Annotated in this window: 21 protein-coding genes; 7 read left to right on the plus strand and 14 right to left on the minus strand. The window is 60.3% G+C overall.

Annotated elements, in window-relative coordinates:
• Positions 1-3 precede the first annotated feature (3 nt).
• Positions 4-1,179, minus strand: a complete 1,176-nt coding sequence (locus AB0F89_RS05665) for a hypothetical protein (protein ID WP_367133258.1) — start codon at positions 1,177-1,179, stop codon at positions 4-6.
• 388 nt (positions 1,180-1,567) lie between these two features.
• Positions 1,568-2,677, minus strand: coding sequence for a hypothetical protein (locus tag AB0F89_RS05670; protein ID WP_367133260.1), 1,110 nt, complete (start codon positions 2,675-2,677; stop codon positions 1,568-1,570).
• 256 nt (positions 2,678-2,933) lie between these two features.
• Between AB0F89_RS05670 and AB0F89_RS05675 the strand changes: the two genes are divergently transcribed.
• From AB0F89_RS05675 to AB0F89_RS05685, 3 genes are all read left to right on the plus strand, one after another.
• Positions 2,934-3,197, plus strand: a complete 264-nt coding sequence (locus AB0F89_RS05675; protein ID WP_367133262.1) for a helix-turn-helix domain-containing protein — start codon at positions 2,934-2,936, stop codon at positions 3,195-3,197.
• Positions 3,198-3,309: 112 nt separating this feature from the next.
• Positions 3,310-3,930: a hypothetical protein gene (locus tag AB0F89_RS05680; protein ID WP_367133264.1), complete on the plus strand. Its 621-nt coding sequence runs from the start codon at positions 3,310-3,312 to the stop codon at positions 3,928-3,930.
• A gap of 1 nt (position 3,931) precedes the next feature.
• The gene (locus AB0F89_RS05685; protein ID WP_367133266.1) at positions 3,932-4,981 is read left to right on the plus strand and encodes an ImmA/IrrE family metallo-endopeptidase; all 1,050 of its coding nucleotides are present in this window, start codon (positions 3,932-3,934) and stop codon (positions 4,979-4,981) included.
• Positions 4,982-5,257: 276 nt separating this feature from the next.
• On the opposite strand, the gene AB0F89_RS05690 is transcribed toward AB0F89_RS05685, so the two are convergent.
• Both AB0F89_RS05690 and AB0F89_RS05695 read right to left on the minus strand, forming a co-directional pair.
• Positions 5,258-6,550 carry a serine/threonine protein kinase gene (locus AB0F89_RS05690; RefSeq protein WP_367133268.1) on the minus strand — a complete coding sequence of 431 codons (1,293 nt, stop codon included), beginning with the start codon at positions 6,548-6,550 and terminating at the stop codon, positions 5,258-5,260.
• Positions 6,551-7,090: 540 nt separating this feature from the next.
• Positions 7,091-7,729 (minus strand): DUF308 domain-containing protein, encoded by a 639-nt coding sequence (locus AB0F89_RS05695; RefSeq protein ID WP_367133270.1) that lies wholly within the window; start codon positions 7,727-7,729, stop codon positions 7,091-7,093.
• A 193-nt stretch (positions 7,730-7,922) separates the two neighbouring features.
• On the opposite strand from AB0F89_RS05695, the gene AB0F89_RS05700 reads away from it, so the two are divergent.
• Positions 7,923-8,612, plus strand: a complete 690-nt coding sequence (locus AB0F89_RS05700) for a hypothetical protein (protein WP_367133272.1) — start codon at positions 7,923-7,925, stop codon at positions 8,610-8,612.
• A 101-nt stretch (positions 8,613-8,713) separates the two neighbouring features.
• Here the strand turns inward: AB0F89_RS05700 and AB0F89_RS05705 are convergent, their stop codons facing one another.
• Both AB0F89_RS05705 and AB0F89_RS05710 read right to left on the minus strand, forming a co-directional pair.
• Positions 8,714-10,027: a HEPN domain-containing protein gene (locus AB0F89_RS05705; protein ID WP_367133274.1), complete on the minus strand. Its 1,314-nt coding sequence runs from the start codon at positions 10,025-10,027 to the stop codon at positions 8,714-8,716.
• The gene (locus tag AB0F89_RS05710; RefSeq protein WP_367133276.1) at positions 10,027-10,428 is read right to left on the minus strand and encodes an Lsr2 family protein; all 402 of its coding nucleotides are present in this window, start codon (positions 10,426-10,428) and stop codon (positions 10,027-10,029) included. The genes AB0F89_RS05705 and AB0F89_RS05710 overlap by 1 nt, the downstream gene beginning before the upstream one ends.
• Before the next feature lie 163 nt (positions 10,429-10,591).
• Between AB0F89_RS05710 and AB0F89_RS05715 the strand changes: the two genes are divergently transcribed.
• Complete coding sequence (locus tag AB0F89_RS05715) at positions 10,592-10,789, plus strand: hypothetical protein (RefSeq protein WP_367133278.1); 198 nt, start codon at positions 10,592-10,594, stop codon at positions 10,787-10,789.
• A gap of 56 nt (positions 10,790-10,845) precedes the next feature.
• Here AB0F89_RS05715 and AB0F89_RS05720 read toward each other — a convergent pair whose 3' ends face one another.
• The 4 genes from AB0F89_RS05720 to AB0F89_RS05735 all read right to left on the minus strand — a co-directional run bounded on the left by AB0F89_RS05720 (position 10,846) and on the right by AB0F89_RS05735 (position 14,414).
• Positions 10,846-11,226 (minus strand): hypothetical protein, encoded by a 381-nt coding sequence (locus AB0F89_RS05720; RefSeq protein WP_367133280.1) that lies wholly within the window; start codon positions 11,224-11,226, stop codon positions 10,846-10,848.
• 79 nt (positions 11,227-11,305) lie between these two features.
• Positions 11,306-12,013: a replication-relaxation family protein gene (locus AB0F89_RS05725; protein ID WP_367133282.1), complete on the minus strand. Its 708-nt coding sequence runs from the start codon at positions 12,011-12,013 to the stop codon at positions 11,306-11,308.
• Positions 12,010-12,258 carry a hypothetical protein gene (locus tag AB0F89_RS05730; RefSeq protein WP_367133284.1) on the minus strand — a complete coding sequence of 83 codons (249 nt, stop codon included), beginning with the start codon at positions 12,256-12,258 and terminating at the stop codon, positions 12,010-12,012. Before AB0F89_RS05730 ends, AB0F89_RS05725 begins: the two co-directional genes overlap by 4 nt.
• Before the next feature lie 2 nt (positions 12,259-12,260).
• The gene (locus AB0F89_RS05735; protein WP_367133286.1) at positions 12,261-14,414 is read right to left on the minus strand and encodes a type IV secretory system conjugative DNA transfer family protein; all 2,154 of its coding nucleotides are present in this window, start codon (positions 14,412-14,414) and stop codon (positions 12,261-12,263) included.
• Positions 14,415-14,447: 33 nt separating this feature from the next.
• On the opposite strand from AB0F89_RS05735, the gene AB0F89_RS05740 reads away from it, so the two are divergent.
• The gene (locus AB0F89_RS05740; protein WP_367133288.1) at positions 14,448-14,618 is read left to right on the plus strand and encodes a hypothetical protein; all 171 of its coding nucleotides are present in this window, start codon (positions 14,448-14,450) and stop codon (positions 14,616-14,618) included.
• A gap of 85 nt (positions 14,619-14,703) precedes the next feature.
• Here the strand turns inward: AB0F89_RS05740 and AB0F89_RS05745 are convergent, their stop codons facing one another.
• Genes AB0F89_RS05745 through AB0F89_RS05755 form a run of 3 tightly spaced genes read right to left on the minus strand, consistent with a single transcriptional unit; the run spans position 14,704 to position 15,699 of the window.
• Positions 14,704-14,970: a hypothetical protein gene (locus tag AB0F89_RS05745; protein ID WP_367133290.1), complete on the minus strand. Its 267-nt coding sequence runs from the start codon at positions 14,968-14,970 to the stop codon at positions 14,704-14,706.
• Between the two features lie 23 nt (positions 14,971-14,993).
• A complete protein-coding gene (locus AB0F89_RS05750; protein ID WP_367133292.1) occupies positions 14,994-15,263 on the minus strand; it encodes a hypothetical protein in 270 nt (89 codons plus the stop codon).
• Positions 15,264-15,276: 13 nt separating this feature from the next.
• Complete coding sequence (locus tag AB0F89_RS05755; RefSeq protein ID WP_367133294.1) at positions 15,277-15,699, minus strand: hypothetical protein; 423 nt, start codon at positions 15,697-15,699, stop codon at positions 15,277-15,279.
• A 514-nt stretch (positions 15,700-16,213) separates the two neighbouring features.
• Between AB0F89_RS05755 and AB0F89_RS05760 the strand changes: the two genes are divergently transcribed.
• Positions 16,214-17,167, plus strand: coding sequence for a hypothetical protein (locus AB0F89_RS05760; protein ID WP_367133296.1), 954 nt, complete (start codon positions 16,214-16,216; stop codon positions 17,165-17,167).
• Positions 17,168-17,169: 2 nt separating this feature from the next.
• On the opposite strand, the gene AB0F89_RS05765 is transcribed toward AB0F89_RS05760, so the two are convergent.
• Complete coding sequence (locus AB0F89_RS05765) at positions 17,170-17,727, minus strand: hypothetical protein (protein ID WP_367133298.1); 558 nt, start codon at positions 17,725-17,727, stop codon at positions 17,170-17,172.
• Between the last annotated feature and the right edge of the window lie 132 nt (positions 17,728-17,859).

A 17,859-nucleotide genomic window follows, 5' to 3' on the forward strand; every position in this document is an offset into this window, starting at 1 on the left:
TCTTCACGCCTCGCTCGTGAGGATCAGGTTTACAAGGTAGCCGATCAATTCACCACCCGAAAGCCCGTGCCGCACTCTTCCCTCGGCGGCAAGACACAACAGTGCGGAGTGTTCGTCGATGTCCAATCGTAGCGTACCTACCGAGTTGTCGAACTCCATCACATCGAGCACTTCTGCCATGATCTCCAGCAGTCGACTCGGCGCGCCTGGTCCGGTATCTTCCGCAGCGAGGTAGTGACGAATTAGTTCAGGCGGAAGATTCCCGAGGAGATCATCGACGTCGCCAGAGAAGAACTCTTCAACTTCCTCGCCTCCAATCGCTTCTATGGCCTCGGGGTCATGAAATGGTGGAACAGCGAACAGCCTCCTGAGAGTGACTTCACCAATGAATTCTCTGTCCCACGACTTACTATCCTGCATGCCTTCCAGGTGTGGTAACGGGATCAACTCAGCGACAGCTTGTAGCCATCGGTCGTGGAGCAACTCGTCACGCGAGAAGTGCGTACGGCCCTCAATCAACCCGACGGTCATCCTCAAGATGATCGCTGCGGCGAGCGGGTGCCGCTGCAAATCAGCGAGGGCCGCCGTCATCACCGGGTCACCTTTACGGAGAGTCTGAGTGACGATGCTGTCCATTGTCGAGGGCGTCATCCGGAGGAACGTGGCAAGATAAGCGGGGTCAACGACACGTGCTTTTGACTTCTTGGCAAACTTCTGTTGAACTCGCCTAACCACTTGCTGCTGCTTTTTCGCATCGTTCAGATCGGCCGCAAGTGCGACGTAGAAGTTACTCATCGGGGCGTAGTGATCGTCAGCATCACCGTACTGGAGGAGTAACTTATTAACCATCTCTGGATTGGCCAATTCGTCATGACTCTTGACCTGAATGCAGATAAACTGCGGGCCAGCTGCACTCTCAAGGCGGATGAGTACATCACAGCCCTGATCGGTAAACCCTTGGATGTCATACGCAGCCGCCGTGTCCCGATGAAACGCATCGAGCAGCATGCGAAGCTGCCGCTGCATTAGAGGCAAGAGATCCTTGTCATGCTTCAGGTTGCGAAGACCGGATAGCTGTGAGATCGCAGCCGGATAATACTGGAGAGCATTGGAAATCAACCGTCGCCCTAGTGCCACACGCCCACGATCATCATCGGCTTCGCCTGATGGTTCGACCACGACTTTCCTTACTATAGGAGAACCCACAAGAACACTCAAGTATAAGACTACATGGAATTTGTTTGCACTACACGCGGACCGAACAACCCTTGAATGTCCTTGCGACGTTGTCTGGATATTGAAAGAGCCCTTGAGCATCCGGAGACGCTCAAGGGCATAGTAGCGCGGAGATCAGGTGCCGCCCCCGCCGCCGCTGGTCGCGATACGCATAGCCTTCACCCCCAATGGGAGAGTTCGATTGATGCGTGGATCTCGCTGCCTCACGAGGAAAGCGTGACGCTCACCCACTACAAGACCTTGATGCGAGATGGCGAGAGCCGACGTGCTCGATCACCGTACTTAGCGTAACAAATCTCGTCGTAAACACAAGCGTGAACGGTTTGTCAAACTACTTCATTTTCGCCAACTCTTCGTCCAAAACCCACACAAACGCCACCCCAGCCCGCGGCAGCATCCAACCGTCGAAGCTGATGTTCACCGTTTTTGGCTCGTCGCTGCGGCGGGAATGCTCGACACGGGAGACCTGGCTGCTCGCGAAGAAGTCCAGCGTGTTCATCCGCCGGATGCCCGCCTGGCCGTAGTCGAACTGCACGTGGAAGCCCTTGGTTGGCCTCGGTAAGTCGAGGTAGAGCAGGTGTCCGTGGCGGAGGACGAGCGCACGGTAGGTGTAGGCCACCGTGATCTCCTCGCTGCTGTGAGCCGCCTTGCCCAGGTCGACGGTGTAGAGCTGGGCGCCGGTGCGCTCAGTCCGACGTACCTTCCGCGGCTTGCCGTTGACCGTGACGCTGGTGAGCTCGAAGACCTCCGGGTTCGCGGCATCGAGACCGCTCGATGGGTCGAAGTGCCACACTGACGTGACGGCCTGGTCGCGCAACAGTTCGCGGTACTCCGCCAGATCGGAGACACAGGCGAAGCGCATGATGTTGGTGGCTGGGTGCACCTTGTACTCCCAGCGGACGGTGGCGACGAACATCGAGTTGGCGGCACTCGCCGGTCGCCCGTTCCATGGGTGTAGGGCGACCGTGGCATCAACGTCATGCCACCGCTCGGGCGCATGGATGACCTGGTCACGGAGATCGGCGTAGAGGTCGCTCGCGAGGGCGCTGTCCTTGAGCCGTAGAGCGATGGCGTTGGTAGCGACTCGATCGAGCTGGTCATCTGAGGCGACACCCTCGAGGATCTTGGGGTCGAAGGCCAGGGCGTCGAGCACCGCATCGCGGATGGCGGGTGCTTCAGCACGCACGGCTTCGCGGAGTCCTTCCTTGGCGTGCTGCTCACCAAGCTCGCGGTCCAAGAGCTCGAAGAAGAAGCCGACGACGCCGATGCCGAAGAGTCCCGAGCCAAGTTCGGTCAGCGGGATGGGGATCGGCAGTGCCGCGAGGAGATCAGCCAGTGGTGGCCACTTGGCGAAGATGAGGATCACGAGGCCACCGACAGCAAGGAGCACAGCGACGAGCTGAGCTTTGGTCTTATACAGCTGACGGAACGACGTGGCCATGCAGCCTTATTGTACCAAGTTTTGTCGTAGTGTTGAATACGTAGACGACGGCCCTGGGTGCTACAGACACCCAGGGCCGTCCTCACGCCTTCATGGGTAGCTGGCTCAGATGCCGCCGCCACCACCGCTGATCGCGATGCGCATGACTCACCCCCTCACGAATCACTGCATGGGCCGCTGTCGATCTTTTGCGACCGAGACACGGCCACGATATCCGATTTCGGGATATTGGCAAGTGTCGTCGTGATCTGTACCGGTGGACAAGGGCATCACGGCCGCGGAGTACCGCCGCTTCCGCGAGTTGCTGCGGCAACTGCGCAAGGAAGCTGGGTTGACGCAGGTCGAGGTGGCCGAGCGCCTGGGCGAGCCGCAGTCCTTCGTCAGCAAGTACGAGTCCGGCGAGCGGCGACTGGACGTTGTCGAGACACAACATGTCGCACAGGCACTGGGGACGACGCTAGCCGCAGTGGTGGAGCGGCTCGACCACCATGGCACGAACGTAGGCAAGCAGAGCTCATGAGGCCACACAGGTCACCGCAAGCGCCTGACCAGGTCAGACCGACAGGCACTGATCATCCGGAATCGCTGTGTGAATAATTGACAGGGGTTCTGCAACCTGCCAAGATGCGCTTGTGACAGAGCCGAGCTTGCTGACGCGCACCCAGTGCGAGGAGACGCTGTCGAACCACGTCTCCGTGCTCAACGAGTGCTTCCAGAGCGCGTGGGAACGCTGGCGCGATTGGCTGCCCCAAGTGAAGGGCTCCCCTGCCGACCTCACGGCGCACGCACGGGCTCGCGTGTTGCACGACTTCATCAGGGCAGAGGTGAAGCAGCGACTCCTCGGCAAGCCCGGCGTGCAGATCAAGGAGTCGCGGGGACTCCTCGTGGTTCGCATCCGCGACCGGGTCGTCATCCGCTTCAAGAAGTTCAGCGGCAAGTCGCTGAAGACGTCGGGCAACTGGAACAAGCAGACCGCAGCCTTCGATGCTCATCACCTCGAACTCTCTGAGGACGAGCTTCAGCCGATCACGCACCTGGTGGCGGGCTACCTGCTCAACGAGCTGGAGGCTGGCATCGAGAAGGTTGCCATCACCTGTTCGGTTGAAGGTCAGCACTTCTGGCCGCCCATCGAAATTTTTACCGAAGCTGCCGAGCGCACTGCAACTGTCCACGTGACTGACGTCGCGGATCCGACCGTCTCGAAGCCTCGCGTGCGTAGCACCCGGCGCAAGAAGGCCACAGAAGGAGAGTGATATGAACCCGCGCATGCTCACCGCAGCACGGGATGCGCAGGGACTCACTCAGAAGGAGTTGGGGGACGCGTGTGGCATTGCTCAGTCGAGCATCAGCAAGGCTGAGAACGGCACCCGTCCTCTAACTGAGGATGAACTCAAGCGTGTTGCCGAGCGTCTCGGTGTCACGACCGACCTCCTGAGTTGGCCTGATGACGTCTACGGGTTCGGTAGCGCCAGCTTTTTCCACCGTAAGCAGCAAAGCTTGAGCCAGAAGACCTTGCGTCGCATCCAGGCACAGGTCAACTTTTTGCGTATGCGTGTCCAGCGGTTGTCGCAAGGCGTCGAGATTGATGCTTCGATGACCATTCCCCATCTTGACCCGGACGGAGCAGGAGGGCCGGAGGAAGTTGCCAGGCGGCTTCGTGCTGCCTGGCGCCTCCCTATTGGCCCCGTAGGAAACGTTGTCAACGCCATCGAGAATGCTGGTGGCGTCATCGTGCGGCACGACTTCGAGACGCACCGGATCAATGCCATCAGCGTCTGGCACCCAGGCTCGCCGCCACTGTTCGTTGTCAACTCGACCCTTACGCCTGAGCAGCAGCGATTCGTACTGGCACACGAGCTTGGTCACATGGTGATGCATGAGGGCGAACCTCCCAGAGAAGAAGCTGAACGCGAAGCGGACCGGTTTGCTGGAGAATTTTTGATGCCCGCGACCGATGTAGCAAGTGATCTGCGAGAGATCGATCTTAAAAAGGCGGCAACATTGAAGCCGTACTGGAAGGTCTCGATGCAGTCGTTGATCCTTCGCGCCGAGCACTTGGGCATCATCTCGCCGGGGCGGTGCCGGAGCCTTCATGCTTACATGAATAAGCTCGGCTATCTTCCTATTGAACCTCTGCCAGTCCCGAGGGAAAATCCGACTGTGCTAACAGAGATTGTCCAAGTACACCTTGATGAGCACGAGTACACCTCAGATGAACTGGCCAGGGTTCTCGGCATGCCGCGGAGTCAGTTTATCAATGAGTTCACACCCAGAAGGAACCGGATGCTTAAAGCGGTAAACTAGTGACTTTGAGGTTCCGTACCGGCAACATGCGACTTAACCCGTGTGGACATATACTTATCCAGCGCGCACATAGGAGCCGCCACATTGGACCGAGGTGTGGCGACCTCCTGTGCTTCGCTTACATCGTTCGATGAATGTCTAATTCAACGAGGCGGGAGAGCGCACGCGTCGACGTGACATACTCTCGCGAGTCGCATACTGACGGGATGCGCGCACTTTCGAGCGGGCACACTTCAAACAGGTAGCGCACAAATCGTGCAGATGGTCACACTTTATCTAACCTACCTGATTCAAGATTTGCTTTACTTCATCCGGCAACGAGTGTTGCACGAGGTAGTTCCGATACCACCCCAGCGCTGCCGGATCCTCTCTCATCACATTCAGCGCCAAAAGTACGTCTTGTGGATTTTTCAATCCCGCGATAAGCCGCGCAAAGACCTCACCGACATAGAAGCGATTGTGTCCAGCCCCTATTTTCATGATCTTCCGTAGCGCCAGAGAGCGCAGCATCGGGTCCACCGACAATGAGAATATATTGGCGAAGAAATCTGCTACTACATCCACGTAGTTGAATGGCTGACTACCGTCGGTATACCGATCAAAAGTGCGAACCACGCTAGCAAAAGCTGGCGAGTTCGCTTGTTGCAACATCGCTATAGCAGGTGGCGGCAATCGCGAGACGAACTGGCTAAAGAATACTTCATCATCCGCGTTTCGCGTGATCAAGGCAAGCAAATCTTGAGCAGCGCCAGACTCAAGCCTTAGTACCGCCGTTAGAAGGTTCTTCGCCCGCTCGATGGGAACGGTCAGAGAATCGTCTCCCACTACTATCATCGCAAACTCACGAGCCAGCTCAGAAACAGTAGGATACCGCTCACTAGGCTCTTCCGCCACTGCTTTCGCATAGAGATATCGAAACTCCACAGGAAGCCGATCGATGCGAGAATAGGGAAAAGGCGATTTACCGGTAAGCATGTGATACAAGATTCTGCCGATAGAGTACACGTCAGCTTGCGGACCTACGGCGTGCCCGTCGTCATACTGTTCGGGCGCCATGTAGGCGACAGTGCCAACAATCGAGTTCACCTGCGTGAATGTCGTACTATTACTGTGGATGTCTCGACATAGACCGAAATCGCCAAGTTTCCACTTGCCGTTGACCATGAGAACATTCGGCGGCTTGAGGTCTCGATGGTACACGCCTTGCTGATGGGCATATTCTACGGCCATAGCAATATCCCAGAATATTGCCGCCGTGACCCCGATCGGCATACCGCCTGCGTGAAGGGCGATCTCGTCAGCGAGTGTCTTCTCTGCCTTCGGCATGACGTAGACGGGCACGCCTGAATGTGTCCCGATCGCGAGCACTGGCATGATGCCCTCGTGCTTCAACCTACTTTGCATTCGTATCTCGCGCTCAAATCGCCGCAGCTCTGCGTCTGGATCACTAAGCTGAGGAGTTCGCAGCAACTTCTTCATGACCGCCTGCTCACTCGTCTCCGAGTGCGTGACAAGCCAAATTTCAGCTTGCCCTCCGGTGGTCAGCCGCTCAGTCGTTTGCCAGGCCATGATTCAACCTCCAGAGCGAAGCCGAAACAACGAGATGTCAAAGCTAGTGCCCGTGAGACTGCTAGCGAGATCGTTTCCGTCCGCAGCGGCGTGGTGGAGCGCACTCACGTGGTCGTTCGATATGAAGACACCCTCGACTGGGAGTCGTCATCTGACTGCTTGATCCGCCATGATAACTCACGCGCGAGGTACTGAGCCGAGCTAGTGCGGCTGCCTGTGCCGCTGCTGCCTACGTCGACGCCGAGAGCCCGAGCGACCTCCGGGTACGTCTGCTGGAACTCGATAGCCAATTGATAGGCCGTCATGAAGGGGCGTCCGAAGTGGCGGCCGTCAGGGTTCACGATGGTGACATCGCCTAGCGCCCGGCATACTTTATCCAACACTTCATGCTGACTGCAGATGCTCATGCGGACGCCAACCTCCAGCTATACACGACGCCATATAGCCTCTTGTCGCGCGCATGGACGAAGTCGTTACATAGCGGCCAAATGCGTCCAGCGCTGCACCCGGCACCCTAAACAAGGAACACCGTTCCACTTTTTACTTTTTTCTCAACTGCCAGTCATCATCAGTGATCTGAATTATCTGCGCTTCCGTTGGCGGTGCACCGTTGCCGCACGACAACGTAACGCCGGGGTCAATAGCGTTCGTCGCGTACCCGTTCGACCAGAAGTCCTTCTTTCTGTAGAGGAAGTAGACTTCTCGGGAAAGGTCCGCCTCTTTGAATGCTTCGACGGCACCCCAGATCACATGAAATTTGTAGTGTTCATCCTTGGCTACGTCGGCCTTGACCCACACGTCATTCCTGCCGTAACCAAAGCCGAAACTGCCGAACTTGCAGTCGATCTTCCCTTCGCCACGGGAGGGTGGCTGGGCCTCGTAAGCAAACAAGGCTGAAGCAACCACGGTGACGAGAACTGCAAAGGAGAGGCTCACAACTCGCCTTTGTCCCCTATGGACCAGCACGAAGAGGTCAATCGCGTACGCGACCCCCATAGCAGCAACAACTAGCCACACAACACCCAACCAAGTATCCACGTAGAGCGAAAAACTTGTCTTGACCACTAAGGCGATAACACCAATAACGATCCCCAGTATCGCTAACCAGAGACCATGAAGGCCAGGTCTGTCAGACTCCTCTCCACCGGGCGCTTGATCTCTTCCTGCGGTGTCGCTCATTGCTGCACCTCTCGACTGGCATAGCAAACACCTGCCGGGTACCCGATATCAGGTAGCCGAACACCTCGAACCGCCACTACATGTTGCTTTACCTTAACTAACTTCTAGCTAGCTCAGATGATCAATCAGTTTCACCAGTTCAGCGCTTGCCTAGCTGTTGGACAACAGGTCGTACACAGCTGAGACTAACCTCATGACCTCCTCCGGCATCCCGCTCGACAAGCTAGGCGCTCTGGTCGATGAGGTCGATGCCGCCGCGTCGCTGCTCCGGCACGGGCTCGCCGTACTGAAGTCGTACCGGTTCGCAGCTCGCGACGCCTATGCCGTCTTCGTCTGCCTGGCCGGAGGAGCCGAGAAGCTGCTCAAGCTCAGCGCGGGCATGAACTCGCTGCACGAGACAGGGGTGTGGCCGTCTAAGGCCACCATGCAGGGCTGGAGTCATGACATCGTCGGGATGGAGCGTCATGTGCGAGCCGTCATCGTGGCGCAGCAGGACCGCAGTACCGTGCCCGGCTACATGGCCGAGCTGCTTGACGCTGTGGATGCCGACCCGTACATCGACAGCATCTTGGAGACGCTAGGTACCTACGCCCGAGGTGGTCGGTTCTTCAACCTTGATCACCTGGCATCTGCCTCGCAGCCGTACCCGTCACCGCGGGAGCTGTGGGAGGGACTCCACCACAAACTCACCACAGTTCGGCCCGAGCTGCTGGCCAAGTTGTCGTCAGCGAGCACGAGCGACGCGGCTCGTGCCGAGATGAACGGCCACATCATCGAGTCGTTCGTCGGGTGGCAGGAGCTGATCACCCGCGCGTGGCGGACCAAGGTTTTCGGTGACGAGGCGAAGCGGTGGGCGTCGCAGTTGGCACCGGCAGCTCCGTAGCTGGGCTGCCGTACGAGGTAGAAGCGCCTCTGAGAGAGCGCTTGAGCTGTTCGAAGGTCTCGGTGTGGTCGCTGGGGCGCAGCGGTGACCTGCTCCAACTCCTACAAGGAGCTTCGTATCTCCCCGGCCTCGAACAGGAACTGCTGCGACTGCACCAGGCGGTCGTAGACAGCCGCAGGTGCCTCAGCCTCGCGGAGCAGGCACAGGACGAACAACCAGTAGGCAGCCTGCCCGACGTAGTGCATCTCCGCTCCACCGACACCTGGGTAGCGCGCGAGGTGGTGCGCGATGTCGTTGCGGTAGTCCTTGGCCTTCGTGCACCAGGCGGTGACGTTGTCAGCGTCGACCAACTGCTCGAACGGTGCGCCAGCGTGAGCGGCGAGCCGCTTGAGCCGGGTCAGCAGCTTGGTCTGGCTGCCACCGAAGCGCTGCCGGTCGAAGCCCTCAAGCGTGGCGATCCTGCTGGCCACCACGTCCTGGACGATGGAGTCCTTCGCGTACCGGGTCATCATCATGCGACCGAGCAGCTCGCGGTACGTCTCGGCAACACGCATCCAGCGCCCGACACCCTCGATGCCGCCGAACTCCTCGAAGGTGAAGAGACGATCCTCCCAGGCGCGAGCCGGCTTGGAATCGGCCTTCACACGCCACGCGCTGTAGAGCCGGGCGGGCCACTGCTCTGTGCGACCGCTGGAGGTCTGCAGGCTCAACGCCTCGTGGTGCAGGAGAACACCCCTGAATGCTGCGGATCGCTGGGTAGCGATGCTGACCAGGTCCTGGAGGTCACTGGCGTAGTCGATGGCTTCAGAGAGCAGATGCAACGACCCGAAGTCGAAGCGGGCGTAGACATCCTGCCCCATGCGCAGGCCAGTGATGTCCCCTGCTGGTGGCCGCACGACGTGGCGCAGCTCCAGCTTCCCGAAGGGGAGCTCCACGACATGAGGCTGCTGAGGCACGCCGACGATGCGCCACTCGGTCACAGCCCCACCCGCAGCCTCACTGAACGTTCCCTGCTCGGAGAGACCGGAGATGCCCATCCACCCGAGCAGATGGTCGATCTCGACGTCGACCATCTCAGCCTCGATGGCCTCGTCCTTGTCGAACCAGGCGTCCTTGACGACCTGCCCGACGGAGAAGCTCTGCCGCGCACCACCGCCGAGGGTCTGCCGCTCGCGGGTACGCAGGCAGCCGTCGAGGGTGTACTTGGTCTTGTCGTCTTCGCCGAGGATGCGGCTGTAGTCCTTAGCTTGTGCCTTCCCAAAGAACTGGTGCCACTCGGTGAAGCTGCCGATCAGCTTGAGCGAGCCGCCTTCTTCAGCGCTGAAGGTCAGGGTGCCCGGCACCTTCTTGTCGTCGGCGCCGGGCAACCAGAACTCGCCGTGTACCTCCAGGTTGGACTCGGCGGGAGTGCTCATCAGCGGTGCGCTGCCTCGAACGCCTCGATGACGTTGGCCGGGATGCGCCCGCGGTCGGCCAGCTCGTGGCCGTTGCTGCGGGCCCACTCACGGATGGCCTTGGTCTGCTCCTTGTTGCGGGCGTCAGGCGCGGGCCGACGCGCACCAGGAGCAGCAGTGTTGCGCTTGGTTCGACCGCCGGTCTTGCGGGCTGCTGCGACGAAGTCGGCCAAGGCGCTACGGAGCTTGTCGGCGTTACCTGGCTTGAGGTCGATCTCGTAGGTCACACCGTCGAGCGCGAAGCTGACAGTCTGACCGTCTTCGGCCGGTGTGCCGTCGAGGTCGTCGATGAGCTGGACGAGGACTTTCTGGGCCATGCGGGAAGCCTCACTCACGATCAGCGTTGTCAGGGACTGCAGCATAACAAGAAACCAACGTGAGACGTGCGGGCTCACCCTAGCGCAACTCATGATCGACGAGCCTGCAAGAGGATGCCATAAACCGATGCAAGACCCCTTTTAGCTAGCAGCACCAACGGCAAATTTGCTACACTGAATACATAGCAACATAAACGAGAACCACGCCATGCCCAACGGAGAAATTCGGACTTCAAACAAGAAACTAACAGCAGTCATCATCGCTGCCGCCCTACTCGCCCTCGCCTGCCAATTTGGTTTTTACCTTGCCTTAACCAGTCGAATCCAGCAAGGCGAGGAACGTATCTACACCGACCTGCATGACCTCAGGATGAAAATGATCGAATGGGAGCGTGGTGTGCAGTAGCGGCCACCGACGGAACCGCAGCCGCTACTGCACATGCACACCGACAGTACTCTAGGCTAGACCTGCCAGTCAGTCCCGGTGGAATTATCCACCCAACGACCAGACGCGATCTCGCGGTAGTAGCCGCCGCCGAACCAGTTGGTTTGACAGAAGACCACCGCCGCGATTGTGACCTTTGAGCCACCCGGCTGGTAGATCACGTTGACAGTGCGACTCCTACCCCCCTGCCACGAGGCAGGGGGGTTGCTGCCCGGCACAACATCGATCAGCGAGCGCGACACCCAGCCCTTGTACTCATTGTTCAGGCGACAGTTCCAGTCACCCATCGAGATGGTCACTGTCTTGGTCGCGGCCGAAGCCGGTGGGGCCAGCACTAGAACGCTCGCGACAGCGAGGATCACTGCAGGCAATATCTTGCCCATCAGTTTTTGCATCATTCCTCCTCTTGTGATCAGTTTTGCGCACTTGCCAATCGAGTAGCTTGATAGCGGATAAGATCCTCCCTCCACATGATCGTTAGAGAATCACCGGAAATTCCGAAACGGTGCACGCACTGAAGAGCTGCTCTGCTTCAGCAGGCCCGGCCCGGAAAACTCGTTGGATGGCGGAGGTTCGCCGATCGTCCGGCACGACGAACAGGACGTACGGGAAGACGCCGTCCCACTGCCCTGAGTTGAACGCCTTCCAGTAGCGTTCGCACTTCTCCCGGATGACGCCGAGGTGCTCGGTACCACGGTCCACCTCAAGCCATGAGGTCAGCTTCTGGCCGTGAACCGCAAGTTCGATGTAAGCGTCAGGCGTCAGGCACACCTGGCCGACGATCTGGTGACAGTCCGGCTCGGTGGTGAACGTGACGACTTCCAGCTTGCCACGACGCTCCGCGTCCTTGAGCGCCACGAAGCAGTCGGCGACGGCCAAGGCGTGGAGGTTCACAGCACGCGGAGCCCAGTAAGCGCCTTCCCTGCCGACGAGCTTCCAGCCCGCACGGCCAAGCTGGTAGACGTACTGCGCCGACCCGCCGCGGTGCCCACCGAGCAGCCGTTCAAGCCGCGCCAAGTACTTACGCTCGACCAGGCGCTTCAGCGTGCGGTCCGCCGGTGTCGGTGAAGCCAGGTCAGCGAAATTCAGCGCCCGCACCTGTTTGGTCGTCAGTTGCCGGAACCGACCCACTAGCTCGACCACCGCGCGGTCCCGCTCGGACAGTTCGTCGACTCGTGTCGTCATGACCAGCTCGCAGGGCCCGTAAGGCCGTCGTCCAGACTTCCTAGCTCCCAGTCATGAAGAAGATCCGGATCAAAGACTTCGCCGTCTACCGCCGTCATCAGCTCAGCAAGTCGAGCACTCGTGCCCTCGCAGTGGAACGCTTCGACCCTGCCGTCCTGGCCGACGAAGACCAGCTCCACGTGGCGGCCGTCAACCTGGATCGTCACCTTGCCGTTGCTGTAGTCCCGCTCCATGAAGGTCGCCATGCTTACCCCCACCGCTGCTGACCGAGCGTGGGCTTCTTCGGGTGCATGGCGCTGACGGTGCAGCGCGCCTCGATCGCCGCGTCCACCTCACTGGCGGCACGTCCAAAGCGCCGCCGCGACAGCGCCCGCACCTGCGCGGCGGTGCCGGTCGGTTTCATGGGCGGGTACGTCGTACCGGTGACCGGATCGCTCAAGCCGCTCGGCGTCATCAGCCGGGCGATCACCTCGTACTGCCCGAGACCGGTGAAGTCGTGTTCGTCGACTCGACGGCCGAAGTCGCGGGCGAACACCCGGCCGTCGTCGGTCGTTGTCTGGAAAACGATCTTGCTTCTGGTGTTCGCCATGGCTGCGGCGCGCAACTCGACCGGCAACTGGCCGAGGTGCTGGTGGCTGAGCACCATCCCGAGGCCGGAGCTCCTGGCCTTAACGATCATGTCCTCGGGTTCCAGGGGAAGCTGTAGAAAAGACTGAAATTCGTCGAGGAACAGGAAGTTCGGCTTCTTGGGCCGCACGCGCTTCGCCGCGCTCCAGAGCGCGTTCACCAGCAGGGTGCCGGCCAGGCCCGCCGTGTCCCTGCCGAGCCCTGCGAGGTTGACGAGCAGGATCTTGTTGCTCTCCAAGACTGCCCGCATGGTGAAGCTACTGGTGCTCTGCCCGATGATGCGTCGGATCTCCGGCCGGGCGACCAGCTGCCAGATGCGGTCCATCACCGGCTGGACGATGCGGTCCTGCTGAGCCTTGGCTTGAGCGTCGAAGCGCTGCCAGAAGTGCTTCAGCTCCCGGTCGATGAGCGAGCCGACGAGCTGGTCGCGCCACGCCTGATGCTCCGGACGCCTGGGCATCAGGAGCGTCGCCAGGTCGACGAAGGTATAGCCCGGCTGCGAAATCAAGGTCATCAGGCCGAAGTAGAGGACTTCGCGGGTGTAGACGCTGCGCGTCTCGCGGTAGAGGTACTCGAACAACGCGCATAGCTCCTCGACGGCCGAGCGAGCGTCGCCCTCGGTGAGCACGTTGAAGCCGACCGGGAAGCTGGTATCCGTGACGTCCAAGACGATGACGTCGTCCATGCGCTTCTCGGGCACGGCGTCCAGCACGGCGTGGAACAGGTCGCCCTTGCTCTCGATGACGACCAGGCCGTAGCCCTGCTCCATGTCCTGCCGCGCCATGCCAGCGAGCAAGGTCGTCTTCCCCACGCCGGTCGGACCGACCACGTGCAGGTGCTGGACGGCTTCCCTGTACCCGATCGCCACCGGCCGTTCGGCGCCGGGGAAGTTGGAGCGCATCACCACGCGACCGGTCCGCGGGATGACCTCGGTCGCTGGCAGGTGCCGGGCACCTGCACTCGGCAACCCAGCGACATGCGGCTGGCCCACCGGCCAGGCGAGCAGGCTGCCCAGCTCGCCCACCGACACCCGCGCCGGATATAGCCACGAGCCGCTGGCCTGGTTGACGCGCTCGATGAGCCTGCGCCGAGAGAGCACCGGACGCCGGACGAACTGGTTGTCAGGACCGCGGACGCTGCCGAGCGCCGTCTTGATGCGGCCAAGCAGATGGCCAGCCCGCTCGTCGCTGGATGCCCGCGACGCCACCCGGAGCACGCCGAGGAAGTTGGCCTCCTCCAGCTTGGCGCGGCGATCGTTGACCTCGTCAGGGTTGCGGCACCAGAAGCTGTCGGCTTCATCCCGCCCGCCCCGCTGCTTGGTTGGCGGCGTCTCGACGGCCGCGGGCGTCACCACCCACTGGATGAGCACGATGTCGCCGGTCTTCAGTCCTTGGAGGCTGGCAAGCAGGCTGGCCGCGAACTCCTCGGCGGTGGGCAGCGGCACGGTGCGCGAGAGGCGGCGCAGGCCCAACTCGACCACCTCGTTCCACGGCTCGGGGAGCGGCGCGGCGACCGGCGTAACCTTGCTGCCGGGAATCAAGGTGCGCAGCTGCGCCGCGACGTAGTCAGCCTGCGCTGGCTGCACGCGAAGGCGATACGTCGTCATGCGGTCGGTCACGACGACCTCGAAGACGGTCGTCGGCAGGTTGAAGATGCGCCGCAGGCCGCTCGGCGCCGTGCCGACGAGCGTGCGCAGCCACGCCTGTACTTGCTGCGGCTTGAGATCGTCGGGAAAGGCAAGGTCGAAGGTGCGGTACTGATCAGGAGGTTCCACGAGACGGGCTCCGTCCTGGAGGAGAACGGCGTGATGAGCGTGAAGTCGGCGATGCTGGCGCTGCTCATGGCGAAGACGATCGGCAACGAGCTGGAGATGGCCCTGCCCAACGGCAAGCGCAGGACCATCTCGGCCTACCAGCGCGTCGAGCGGAACCAGACGAAGCCGATGATCGTGACGATGAAGAGGCCCGCCACGATGTAGGGCACCAGCGGCTCTACCGACCACCAGAGCAAGCGGATGGTGACCGCGAAGAGGATCGCGGTCACCATCCACGCCCGGAGCCTTCTCACGAGCGGCGCTTCCAGTCCCGTGCGATGCGGTCCATGTCGGCCTTGGCTCGCCACGTAGCGTTCCGGATGCGCTCACGCTGCTCTTGGCCGCGGCTAACCGCGGCTCGCAGCTCGCGCTTGGCTCGTACTCCAGGGTGGTAGCGGTACAGCCAGCCTGCTCCTCCCACGAGCAGGAGGAGCAGCGCCCACCAGAAGTTCACGACCACGTAGATCAAGCCGCTGATGATGAGCACCCCGGCAGCCCCGGCCAGAATGAAGGCCATGTACGCAAGAAAGAGAGGCATCCTCAGCTTCTCCTTCGGTCTACTGGACGGAACTGCTCGCCGAGCTGACGAGCGAGCGTCAGTTCGATGCCGCCGAGGGCCTGGTTGAGCGTCGGGTTGTCGGCGGCGAGGCGCTGGCGGTAGGTATCGATCTCCACCAACGCCTCGATCGCCGCCCCCTTGCTGTCGTCCTTGACCGTCAGTGCCGTCTCCGCAGCCGGAGCCACCGTGATGATCACAGTGGGCCGCTTGGCCAGTCGAAACCTGCTGAGCTTGGCGACGATCTTCCTCATGGTCGCCCGCTGCCTAGAAGGCACTGCCGCGCTGGATGCGGCTGACGTGGCTGACGTGGTTCAGCTCGACCTGAGCGAGAAGCGCGTTGAGCCCTTCGTCGCTGCCCGCCAACGTGCGGCGGTAGTCATCCACCGCCTTGACGCTGTCCATGGCGTCCATCGCCACGTCGGTCGCGATGGCGACACGCGCCTTCTTGAGGATGCCGTCGGCCGCCTCCTGACGAAGCGACGCCTGAAGTTGGCGACCCTCGCTGGAGAGGACAAGACCGCCATGCGTGCGCATGAGCGGTGACACCTCGGCCTGCGTCGAGAAACGCTGGAGCTCTCCTGACACTGGTTTCTCCTTCTTGCTGGTCAGATGCCCGTTCGACGCGAACAGGCAGTTGCGATCACCCGTTTCAACGGCTTTGCTAAGACGATGCGCAAGGTCTGCCATCTAGCAACTCCTTGTCATGCCGGTACTTGCCGAGGAGTATCGGGTTAATGAAAACCTACGAGGTTAGCCCCGATGGCGTAAGCCTTGTGCATAGACACCCGATGGGCGACAAATGGACAGTTGTCTGCAAAGTGGCGATGGACAATACCTGGACACAGCAACAGGCCCGGATGTCGCAAGGACATCCGGGCCTGCGCCAGACAACTCCTGTCCAGATTTTGTCTAGACGGCTAGTCTGGAACGTACCTTCCGGGTGCGCCCGTAGGTGTTCGGCGACGGAAGCGGACTACGTGCCTAGGAACCCGTGCCCGCTTCCGTCTGCCTCACACCAGACCCAGCAGCAGCCAGATCCAGTGCGAACCCATGTGCTTCACCTCCTGCCCAGTAGCCGCGACCCATCCACCATCCGGGGCCTGGCCGCCCTCCTGATGGCGGCTTGCGTCAATCTCAGCAGCCCAGTTGGGTTGGTGGTCAAAAGTGGCGCGGAAGTGGAATCTCGCAGGTAGGAGACGTGGTGGCTGACAGCCAAGATCGCAGCAGCGAGGACAGCGAGCTGGTCAAGGATCTCAAGTGGCTGCGTAAGGGGCCGGGCCTCACCCTTGCTCGACTTAGCAAGGCAGGAGCGGTCGTCCAAGCATGTGGTGGCCCGCAGCAGCCGACGGAGACGACCCGTGAGCGGTTCCTGTCTGCGTTGCGCTCGATGAACGACTTCCCAGGCGGCAGGGCTCTGTGGGCGGCCTACGGTGCGGACGGTGGCGATCAGCAGACCGAACTTAAGGAGCGTCGAGCCGCCTATGCCAAGTCCGTCAAGCGTACGGCCGGTCGGGTACGAGACTGGGAAGACGAAGCTATCGACGAATTGGCACTTCGGCTGCTAAGCGCCTTCTACGCAGGCGCACCAGATCCAAAGGACTTTCCTATTCCGCGCGGCGGCTACCTTATGACGCAACTCAGCGTAGTGTGTATCAATAAAGACCGACGATTTGTGGAATCACGTCAGACGCGAACTGTAATTCCGCTCGTCGATGGCGCACCGCACTTTAGATACGGTACATATACGCCCACTGAACTAAGCGACACCGAAGGTGGCATTCTTGCGCCTTCGGTTCGTGGTGCCGACGGAGGTGTTGTTCACACCATCGAATTTCCAGTGCCGCTCAGGCGAGGACGGGCGCATACCTTTAGCTTTCGCGAACGTGTACCCGAGAGTGATCCAGAACCTACGGTCAATGTTGACTTTTCCGGTCAAAGTTTTGAGAGCCCAGCGCTGCGTTACCGTGTAGAGGTTCACTTCTTGACGGATCGACCTAAGTTTCTCTGGGGCTACGATAAGTTGCATCGTATCGAACGGCCCGGCGCTCCCGAGTCAGGGATTCCGCTAACCTTGGATAACGAGGGGAGGATATCGGTCGAGTTCGCCGATCTGTATGGTGGTCTCTGCGCAGGCGTCGCTTGGCAATGGGAGTAACACTATTCGTTGCCGGATTGCAGCCTTTCTCTGGCATGTTTTGCCCGTTGCACCAAGCGCGAGCTGTACAGATGGTGGTACGTGTCGATGTACTCCACAGCCTCACTTAGGGTTATTAGGTTCTGTGAGGCGATATCCGTTGTCAGTACATCCCAAGCCGTGTCTTGAACTTTTTGCTCAGTTTCTTCGTCGCCTATAAGGCGCTCCAGCATGCCTAGCCCCGTCGACTTGTCGACAGCAAGCATGTGCGGCACAAAGATGGCAGCCCAATATCGATCTCTTGGGTCATCACTGTGGGTGAGCACACTATAGACATAGCGGGCAAGGTCAATATCCCGACTCGGTAGCTCTACAAGCACACGAGTTAAGTGATCGGCTCGTTCGTCCAGAATTTCTTCCTCGGGAGCAAGAGTGCGCCTGACCCTAAGGACTTCACGCCGAATGCGCGCAATGGCACTATCCGCTCGACGGAAGTCGTCAAGTAACGAATCACCGAGAGCTAATAACTCCTCAGGTGTTCGTGCCTGGGATTGCTCATAATCGTGTGATGCTTGTTCCATTCTCCTCTATTGCAACATAGTTAAGATCAAATGTCCAGGATTTGTCCTCCTGTCCCAGATTCTTCCCCCACGTCCGAATGGATGTCTTGCATCAAAGTCTGTAACTGCCAGGCTCCCTGTAGCGCTACCTGA

This window comes from Saccharothrix sp. HUAS TT1 (genome assembly GCF_040744945.1).
GTDB lineage: Bacteria > Actinomycetota > Actinomycetes > Mycobacteriales > Pseudonocardiaceae > Actinosynnema.

What these genes read in the sequence shown, in the direction of transcription:
- AB0F89_RS05670 (WP_367133260.1), bottom strand. Translation starts at nt 2,677, where the DNA reads ATGGCCACGTCGTTCCGTCAGCTGTATAAGACCAAAGCTCAGCTCGTC.
- AB0F89_RS05720 (WP_367133280.1), bottom strand. Translation starts at nt 11,226, where the DNA reads ATGATGCAAAAACTGATGGGCAAGATATTGCCTGCAGTGATCCTCGCT.
- AB0F89_RS05685 (WP_367133266.1), top strand. Translation starts at nt 3,932, where the DNA reads ATGAACCCGCGCATGCTCACCGCAGCACGGGATGCGCAGGGACTCACT.
- AB0F89_RS05750 (WP_367133292.1), bottom strand. Translation starts at nt 15,263, where the DNA reads ATGAGGAAGATCGTCGCCAAGCTCAGCAGGTTTCGACTGGCCAAGCGG.
- AB0F89_RS05755 (WP_367133294.1), bottom strand. Translation starts at nt 15,699, where the DNA reads ATGGCAGACCTTGCGCATCGTCTTAGCAAAGCCGTTGAAACGGGTGAT.
- AB0F89_RS05715 (WP_367133278.1), top strand. Translation starts at nt 10,592, where the DNA reads ATGCCCAACGGAGAAATTCGGACTTCAAACAAGAAACTAACAGCAGTC.
- AB0F89_RS05745 (WP_367133290.1), bottom strand. Translation starts at nt 14,970, where the DNA reads ATGGCCTTCATTCTGGCCGGGGCTGCCGGGGTGCTCATCATCAGCGGC.
- AB0F89_RS05695 (WP_367133270.1), bottom strand. Translation starts at nt 7,729, where the DNA reads ATGAGCGACACCGCAGGAAGAGATCAAGCGCCCGGTGGAGAGGAGTCT.
- AB0F89_RS05765 (WP_367133298.1), bottom strand. Translation starts at nt 17,727, where the DNA reads ATGGAACAAGCATCACACGATTATGAGCAATCCCAGGCACGAACACCT.
- AB0F89_RS05740 (WP_367133288.1), top strand. Translation starts at nt 14,448, where the DNA reads ATGAGCGTGAAGTCGGCGATGCTGGCGCTGCTCATGGCGAAGACGATC.
- AB0F89_RS05710 (WP_367133276.1), bottom strand. Translation starts at nt 10,428, where the DNA reads ATGCTGCAGTCCCTGACAACGCTGATCGTGAGTGAGGCTTCCCGCATG.
- AB0F89_RS05690 (WP_367133268.1), bottom strand. Translation starts at nt 6,550, where the DNA reads ATGGCCTGGCAAACGACTGAGCGGCTGACCACCGGAGGGCAAGCTGAA.
- AB0F89_RS05705 (WP_367133274.1), bottom strand. Translation starts at nt 10,027, where the DNA reads ATGAGCACTCCCGCCGAGTCCAACCTGGAGGTACACGGCGAGTTCTGG.
- AB0F89_RS05700 (WP_367133272.1), top strand. Translation starts at nt 7,923, where the DNA reads ATGACCTCCTCCGGCATCCCGCTCGACAAGCTAGGCGCTCTGGTCGAT.
- AB0F89_RS05730 (WP_367133284.1), bottom strand. Translation starts at nt 12,258, where the DNA reads ATGGCGACCTTCATGGAGCGGGACTACAGCAACGGCAAGGTGACGATC.
- AB0F89_RS05725 (WP_367133282.1), bottom strand. Translation starts at nt 12,013, where the DNA reads ATGACGACACGAGTCGACGAACTGTCCGAGCGGGACCGCGCGGTGGTC.